The organism is Actinomycetota bacterium, assembly GCA_030776725.1.
In the GTDB taxonomy this organism is placed as follows: domain Bacteria; phylum Actinomycetota; class Nitriliruptoria; order Nitriliruptorales; family JAHWKO01; genus JAHWKW01.
The window spans coordinates 1-6,202 of the sequence record JALYHG010000204.1 but is presented as its reverse complement, the minus strand read 5'-3'; the positions used below and the strand labels follow the sequence as shown (position 1 = coordinate 6,202).

Here is a 6,202-nt window from a genome sequence, read left to right as displayed (position 1 = left end):
GCCCCAGCCTGGCGCTGGTCGACGAGCCCGCCGCGCACCTGCCCTCCCAGCGGGTCACCACGCTCCTGCGCGGGCTCGCCGACGGCGGGGCGGCCGTCCTCGTCGCCGAGCACCGCCCGGAGGTCCTCGCCGTCGCCGACCGCACCGTCCATCTCGCCGAGGACCCGCCCCGGTGATCCTGTCGGCGACCCTGATGCTGCCAACGGGACCGCTCGACCTGGAGGTGGCAGCCGGCGAGGCGGCCGTCCTCGACGGCCCGGCGGCCGGTGCGGCGATCGCGGCGCTGGCAGGCACCGACGGTCGCCGCGACCACCGCATCCACGTGGGAGGCCGCGACCTGGGTCGGCTACCGACGCACGCTCGGGTCCGCCGCGGCCTGGGTCTGGTCATCGACGCGGCTGTGGCTGGCGACGTCAGCGTCCGCGACCACCTCGCAGCCGTCGTGGGCGGCCGGAGGGCCGACGCCATGCTGGACTGCGCACCTCTCCTGGCCGGGCGAGGAAACGACCCGGCGGGGGTCCTGTCCGGCGGCGAGCGCCGGATGCTCGCGTGGCTGCGGTGCCTGGCGACCGACCCGGAGGCGGTCGTCCTCGACCGCGCCGGCGCCGGGCTCGACCTGCCCACCGGCGACTGGGCCGCAGCTACCGTTCGTCGCTGGCGGCAGGCCGGCGTGGCGGTCATCGTCCGCCCCGCCACCCCCCGGGAGCGCCGGTGGGTCGAGCCAACTGACGCGACGGAGACACGGACGGTTGAGGAACCGTAGGCTGGTGCCGACAACACCGTGGGCGCGCCGCGCGCGCCCGTGTCACCGTGGCAGGCCAGCGCCGTTGGTACGGAACACATCGGGAGGACCGGCTGAAGTGAGACGACTGGCCGCCACCGCCGCCACGGCCCTGATCGTGGTGCTCGTCACCGCAGGGACCGCTGCTGCCGCCGTCACGGCCAGCGTCACCTCGCCGGGTACGAAGATCGACGGCCCGGCTGCTGTGGCCGTGCGCGTCGACCGCGACCTCACCGACAGCGTCACAGCCGTGGGCGTCCGGCTGCGCAGCGGCGGCCGTGAGGTGCGGCTCGTCGAGGGCCTTGAGTGTCAAGGCTGCAAGAACAACCCCGCATGGACGACGTCCGACTGGGCCGGAAAGACCCTCAACCCGAGCGGCCTGCCCAACGGGACCTACCACCTCCACCCGGTCGTAGACGGCAAGGAGTTCGGCGGCCGCGAGGTGTGGATCTCGGTGCCGCCGTCGCCGGTGAGCAACCTCAAGACGTCCGTGTCCGGCCAGGATGTCACCGTCACCTGGACACGCGCCCCCGAACCCGACATCTCCGCCTACCGCGTCCAGCGCCGCATCAGCGGCGGGGCGTGGCAGCAGATCGCCAGCGTCGGTCCGGGAGCGGACCGGTACGCGGAGCGGCTGAGCCCGGGCACGTACGAGTACCGGATCGTGACGGTCCGCCCCGACGGCAACGGCGGTCACATCGCGGTCACGAGCCCCGCCGTGGCTGCCGCGGTCAAGTCGCCGCCCCCGCCAACGCAGCCCAGCGAGACGTCCGGCGGCGGCTCGACCGAGGGGACCGGCGGGTCGACCAGCGGCGGGTCGACCAGCGGCTCGACCGACGGGTCGACCGGCGGAAGCGACGGCGGATCCACCGGCGCGACCGGCGAGACCACCACGCAGCCGGGAAGCGGGACCGCGACCGGGGACCCGGCCTCCGCCGATGGTGAGGGCACCGCCGGCGATGGTCCGCAGGACGCCCCCTCGGAGGCGTCCACCACCCAGCCCAGCGTCCGGACCGCCGGTGCCGGACGGCGGGTCGCGCCACCCCCCGGTGTCCGCCGCAGCCTGACGCTCAAGGGCTTCGACCTGTCCCTCCCCGACCCACAGGTCGCCGGTCCTCGCGAGCGCTTCTACGGGCAGGACCAGCCGTTCTCGGAGGAGCTCGACTACGGCGACATCGACCCGATCACCGGCGAACCGAGGGTCCGCGAGGGCACGGCGATGCGGCGGGTTCCGGGCGCCGTCCAGGAGTTCATCGTCGCCCGGCTCAACGCCCCGCTGGTGGCGATCCCCGCCGCCGCGGGACTGCTCTGCATCGCCCTGGGACTGCACGGCATGCGCTGGTTGCGTCAAGGATGATCACCTGCGACGTCTGTGGCGAGCCGCTGGCGGACGACCTCGACGCGGCGGGCTTGCGGATCGACGGCGAGCACGTCCCGTTCCGCCGTGGCAGCGACTGGGTCGCCTGTTCGATGTGCGGAGCGCTGGGCAACGTCCGCGACCTGCGTGTCGCGGCGGGTGCCGACGCCGACGCGCCGGCTGACCCGCCCGGAGGCGATCTGCGCGCCGCGGCCGCCCAGGCCCTCGCTGATCTGCACGAGGCAGTGGGACGGCGCGGGGGCAGCGACCAGCTCGACGCCGACGCGCTGCTGTCGGCGTTGAGTGATGTGGCCCGCGGTGAGGACGACGCCTCGTCCTAGGTCACTCAAGTCCCAGGTCACTCAAGTAGCGAAGCGGTAGTGACCCGGCTCCCAGGTCACTCAAGTAGCGAAGCGGTAGTGACCCGGCTCCTGAAGCGTCGCTGCCGGGGCGCCGCGACCACCAACGCCCCGCGACCCACCGGCCATCCAGCCGGACGCTGTCAGCGCCCGTGGGTGAGCACCAGGTCGAGGACGGTGACGGCCCCGGCCTTGTCCAGCGGTTCGTTGCCGTTGCCGCACTTGGGTGAGTGCACGCACGATGGGCAGCCCGCCCGGCAAGCGCACCCCGAGATCGCGGTGCGTGTGGCGGCCAGGTGCTCGCCGAGGCGCCGGAAGGACCGCTCCGCGAGCCCAGCACCGCCCGGGTAGCCGTCGTAGACGAACACGGTGGGACGGCCGGTGTCGGGGTGACGGGCGGTCGACAGCCCGCCGAGATCCCACCGGTCGCAGAGCGCGATCAACGGCAACAGCCCGATCGCGGCGTGCTCCGCGGCGTGCAGCGACCCTGGCAGCTGCGCCGGCGCGAGCCCGGCGGCGCTGAGCAGGTGCACGGGGATCGCGTACCAGACCGCGACCGTGATCAGCTCGGTGGGCGGAAGATCCAGGTCGTGGCGGCCGATCACGCGGCGGGTGGCGTGATCGAGCACGTCGTACCCGGTGACCTGCTCCGTCACCCGGACACGCCCGAGCCGGACCGCGATCTCCCCCCGGTCCGCGGCGTCGAACTCGTCGATCACCGCCACGTCGGTGGTGGACCGGGGGCGGGTGGTGTGACGCACGTGCGGGGCGCGTCGCACCGCGGCGACCCGGCGACGCAAGCTCAGGTCGGTCACCTCGTGGATGTGGCCCTGGTGGAGGTAGATCGCTCCCGGATGCACCTGACGCGGTGCGCGCGCGGCGTCCACATCCCCGATCAGCTCGCCGGACGCGACATCCACGATCCGCACCGGGGGCCCGCCCGCCGACCGCAGATCGACCTCGGCCGCTGCCCGGCGCCGCCCGACCCAGAAGTACCGGCCGCCCCGCTCGCGCAGCACGCCGGCGTCCGCGTCGGCGGCGAGCAGGTCCGGAGCCGAGGGGCCGAACCACCGCCGCGCCTCCTCGACGTCGAGCGGGTGCTCCTGGCACGCGCACCGCAGGTGCGGGCCGAGCACGTGCGGGTTGGCCGGGTCGGCGATCGCGTCCTCGGGCGGTCGGCCCAGCAGCTGGTCGGGGTGGGCGACCAGGTACTGGTCGAGGGGGTCGTCCTCGGCGACCAGCACCCCGATCGCCTCCCGGCCCGACCGCCCAGCCCGACCCAGCCGCTGCCAGAACGCCGCAGCGGTCCCCGGGTAGCCGGCCAGCACCACGGCGTCCAACCCGCCGACGTCGATGCCGAGCTCCAGCGCCTCGGTGGCCGCCACGCCGCGCAGGTCCCCAGCGGTCAGGGCATCCTCCAGCGCCCGTCGCTCCTGCGGCAGGTACCCCGCGCGGTAGGCGGCCACCGTGTCGGCCAGCGGCGAGTCGCCCAGCCGTTCACGGGCCACCACGGCGATGACCTCCGCTGCGCGACGGCTGCGGACGAACACCAGCGTCTGCACCCCGGCGGCCACGAGCGACGCCAGGACCTCCCCGGCCTCACCGACGGTCGACCGCCGGATGCCCGCGTCCTCGTCGATCAGGGGTGGCTGCCAGAAGCCGATGTCCATCGCCCCGCGCGGCGACGTGTCGTCGGCGACCGCCTCCACGGCCAGGCCGGTGAGCACGGCGGCGTGCTCGGCGGCGTTGCCGATCGTTGCGGACGCCAGCACGAACGTCGGGGTTGCGCCGTACCGCTCGCACAGGCGGCGCAGCCGGCGCAGGATCACCGCGACGTGGGCGCCGAACACCCCTCGGGCAACGTGACACTCGTCGACCACCACGTACGCCAGCCGGTGCAGCACGTCACCCCAACGGCGGTGGTCGGGGAGCACCCCGTGGTGCAGCAGGTCCGGGTTGGTCAGGATCCAGTTCGCCGTGCGCCGGATCGCGTCGCGCTCCGGGCGGGGCGTGTCGCCGTCGAGCGTGGCGGCGCGCAGCTGCGGCAGCCGCCACGCCCGCAACGAGCGGAGCTGGTCGCGGGCCAGCGCCTTGGTCGGGGCCAGGTACAGGGCTGTGGCGGTCGGGTCGGTGATCAGCGTCTCGAGGACCGGCAGCTGGTAGCAGAGGGTCTTCCCGCTGGCGGTGCCGGTGGCCACGATCACGTGGCGATGGACGCGGAGAAGCTCGCGGGCCTGGGCTTGGTGGCGGTACAGGCGGGCGACACCGATCAGCTGCAGTCGGCTGCGCAGCGTCGGGTCGAGGTCGGCGGGGATCTCGACGGTGGCCCCGCGGCGGGGCGGGAGCCGTTCGCGGTGCACCAGCGGGGAGCCACCCTGGCTGGCGGTGCGGGCCGCAGCGACCAGCTCGAGGACGTCCCGAGGGTCGTGCAGCGCGGCGTGCTCGACCACGGGGCGACGTTACCGGCCGGCCATCACCCCGTCGTCGGCTGCGTCGCGGATCAGCGCGTACGCCCGGTCGGGCAGGAACACCACGCTGGCCCCGCCGGCGCTCCCGACGTTGCCCGGCAGGGTCACGATCGCGACGTTGTCCGGCGGGAGCGTCATCGCCGCGAACCCGTACCGCAGCAGCGTCGCCGTGGGTGCGTCGGTGACGGTCGTCTGCTGCACGAGACCGGCCACCTCCGCGGCGCGGGCCACCCCGACACCGCCGGCGACGACCTGCCGGTGCGCGGCAGCGAGCAGCCGTGCCTGGGCCTCGGCTCGGCCGAAGTCGCCGTTGGGCCGGGTCTTGCGGGCGCGGGTGAACGCAAGGGCCTGGCGCCCGTCGAGGATCTGCCGGCCCGGCTGGAGGTTGGCTTCCGCCTGACGGTCGACCAGGCGACGTTCGACCTCGATCTCGACCCCGCCGATCCCCTCCACGCCGTACGCCAGACCCCGGAAGTCGGTCAGCAGGTAGTGGTCGACGTCCACACCGAAGTTCTGCTCGACCGCGCGCACGCAGTTGTCGGGCCCGGACGCCAGGCAGGCGTTGATCTTGGTGCGGCCCTGTCCGGGCACCGGGACGTACGCGTCGCGGGGGAAGTCGACGAACGTCGCATGCTGGCGGTCGGGTGAGACGAACAGCAGGTGGAAGGCGTCAGCGCGGGCGCTCAACGGGGTGCCGCCACGATAGGGACCCTCGTCGGCGCCCAGCAGCAGCAGGGTGATCACGCCATCGTCGACGGGGGCGCGCAGGAACCGCTCAGCGGCAACAGCGGCGGTGGCCAGGACAAGGCCGGCGAGCGTGGCCGCCACCACGGCCGCGGTGCGGGCGGTGGGACGCGCCGGTCGTCTCACGGCGTCCCTCCCGACTTGGCGGGGCCGGCCCCCACCAGCACGGGGCGCGGATCGCCAGGCGTGAGGACGAACTCCGCCGCGGTGACGCTGCCGTCCGGTGCCGCGACGTCGACCGTGACACGGCACCACTGTGGTGGGCCGGTCTCGGCGACCAGGAAACGGTACGTCGCGCTGCTCACCGGCCGCTCCGGGCCGGCCAGGGCGGTCGTGACCGCCGCCACGGCCTCAGGTGCGCCACCGTCGAGCACGCCGGGCGCGGCGACCTCCGCTAGGAGCCCGTCGCCGCCGGCGCGGAGGTCGGTCAAGTGGCGGTTCAGCCAGTCCTCCACCCCCTGCACGAACGCCTGGATCGCTGCCTCGTCGGGGC

Annotated in this window: 6 protein-coding genes; 3 read left to right on the top strand and 3 right to left on the bottom strand. The window is 74.5% G+C overall.

The features are described 5' to 3' along the window. Positions 1-172 precede the first annotated feature (172 nt). The 3 genes from M3N57_09995 (at position 173) to M3N57_09985 (ending at position 2,479) form a co-directional block, all read left to right on the top strand. Positions 173-763 (top strand): hypothetical protein, encoded by a 591-nt coding sequence (locus tag M3N57_09995; protein MDP9023002.1) that lies wholly within the window; start codon positions 173-175, stop codon positions 761-763. Between the two features lie 97 nt (positions 764-860). Continuing rightward, complete coding sequence (locus tag M3N57_09990; GenBank protein ID MDP9023001.1) at positions 861-2,138, top strand: fibronectin type III domain-containing protein; 1,278 nt, start codon at positions 861-863, stop codon at positions 2,136-2,138. Next, positions 2,135-2,479 (top strand): hypothetical protein, encoded by a 345-nt coding sequence (locus M3N57_09985; protein MDP9023000.1) that lies wholly within the window; start codon positions 2,135-2,137, stop codon positions 2,477-2,479. Before M3N57_09990 ends, M3N57_09985 begins: the two co-directional genes overlap by 4 nt. Positions 2,480-2,640: 161 nt before the next feature. On the opposite strand, the gene M3N57_09980 is transcribed toward M3N57_09985, so the two are convergent. From M3N57_09980 to M3N57_09970, 3 genes are all read right to left on the bottom strand, one after another. Next, positions 2,641-4,947: a DEAD/DEAH box helicase gene (locus tag M3N57_09980; protein ID MDP9022999.1), complete on the bottom strand. Its 2,307-nt coding sequence runs from the start codon at positions 4,945-4,947 to the stop codon at positions 2,641-2,643. 9 nt (positions 4,948-4,956) lie between these two features. Continuing rightward, complete coding sequence (locus M3N57_09975; GenBank protein MDP9022998.1) at positions 4,957-5,835, bottom strand: LCP family protein; 879 nt, start codon at positions 5,833-5,835, stop codon at positions 4,957-4,959. Continuing rightward, a partial coding sequence (locus tag M3N57_09970) for a hypothetical protein (GenBank protein ID MDP9022997.1) occupies positions 5,832-6,202 on the bottom strand: 371 nt, incomplete at its 5' end. The genes M3N57_09970 and M3N57_09975, both read right to left, overlap by 4 nt.